Source organism: Bacillus sp. LR--39 (assembly GCF_053613335.1).
The window spans coordinates 1-739 of sequence record NZ_JBSIOT010000802.1; the positions used below are offsets into that span (position 1 = coordinate 1).

The following is a 739-nucleotide window of genomic DNA, read 5'->3' on the forward strand; positions in this document are numbered from 1 at the left end:
GCTCTGGAATGGTAATGTCCGGATTCTCACTGACAGCAAGTACACCGTCAATGATTTCTCCCAGCTGGTGCGGAGGAATGTTTGTTGCCATACCTACCGCAATGCCGGCAGCACCGTTCACGAGCAGATTCGGGAACCTTGAAGGCATAACGACAGGTTCTCTTTCTGACCCGTCATAGTTATCCTGGTAATCGATTGTGTCTTTTGTGATGTCACGAAGAATCTCCATTGAGATTTTAGACATTCTTGCTTCTGTATAACGCATGGCCGCCGCTGAGTCTCCGTCAACAGAACCAAAGTTTCCATGACCGTCAACGAGCATATAACGGTAGTTGAAATCCTGAGCCATTCTGACCATGGATTCATATACCGCTGAATCACCGTGCGGGTGGTATTTCCCGATAACTTCTCCAACGATACGCGCGGATTTTTTATAAGGCTTGTCACTCGTCATGCCTAAATCATTCATTGCATACAAAATCCGTCTATGAACCGGTTTTAAACCGTCTCGAACATCCGGAAGAGCACGGGACACGATAACGCTCATTGCATAATCCAAGAAGGACGTACGCATTTCCTGACTGATATTTATTTCACGAACTTGTGGTGTGTTTTGTTCACTCATTAAAAAACCTCCCTGAAGTATCACATGAAATATGTGGGAGTAGATTGTCCATTATGACCTTCAATACGATTTCACTATTCTCCATTATATCAATAAACTTATGATTATACACAT

The 739-nt window shown here is 43.7% G+C and carries 1 pseudogene; it reads right to left on the reverse strand.

Features of this window, described 5'->3' with window-relative positions:
- Positions 1 to 625 (reverse strand): annotated as a pseudogene (gene gyrA, locus ACWHAR_RS26635) (DNA gyrase subunit A); the annotation flags it as partial.
- Positions 626 to 739: the final 114 nt, after the last annotated feature.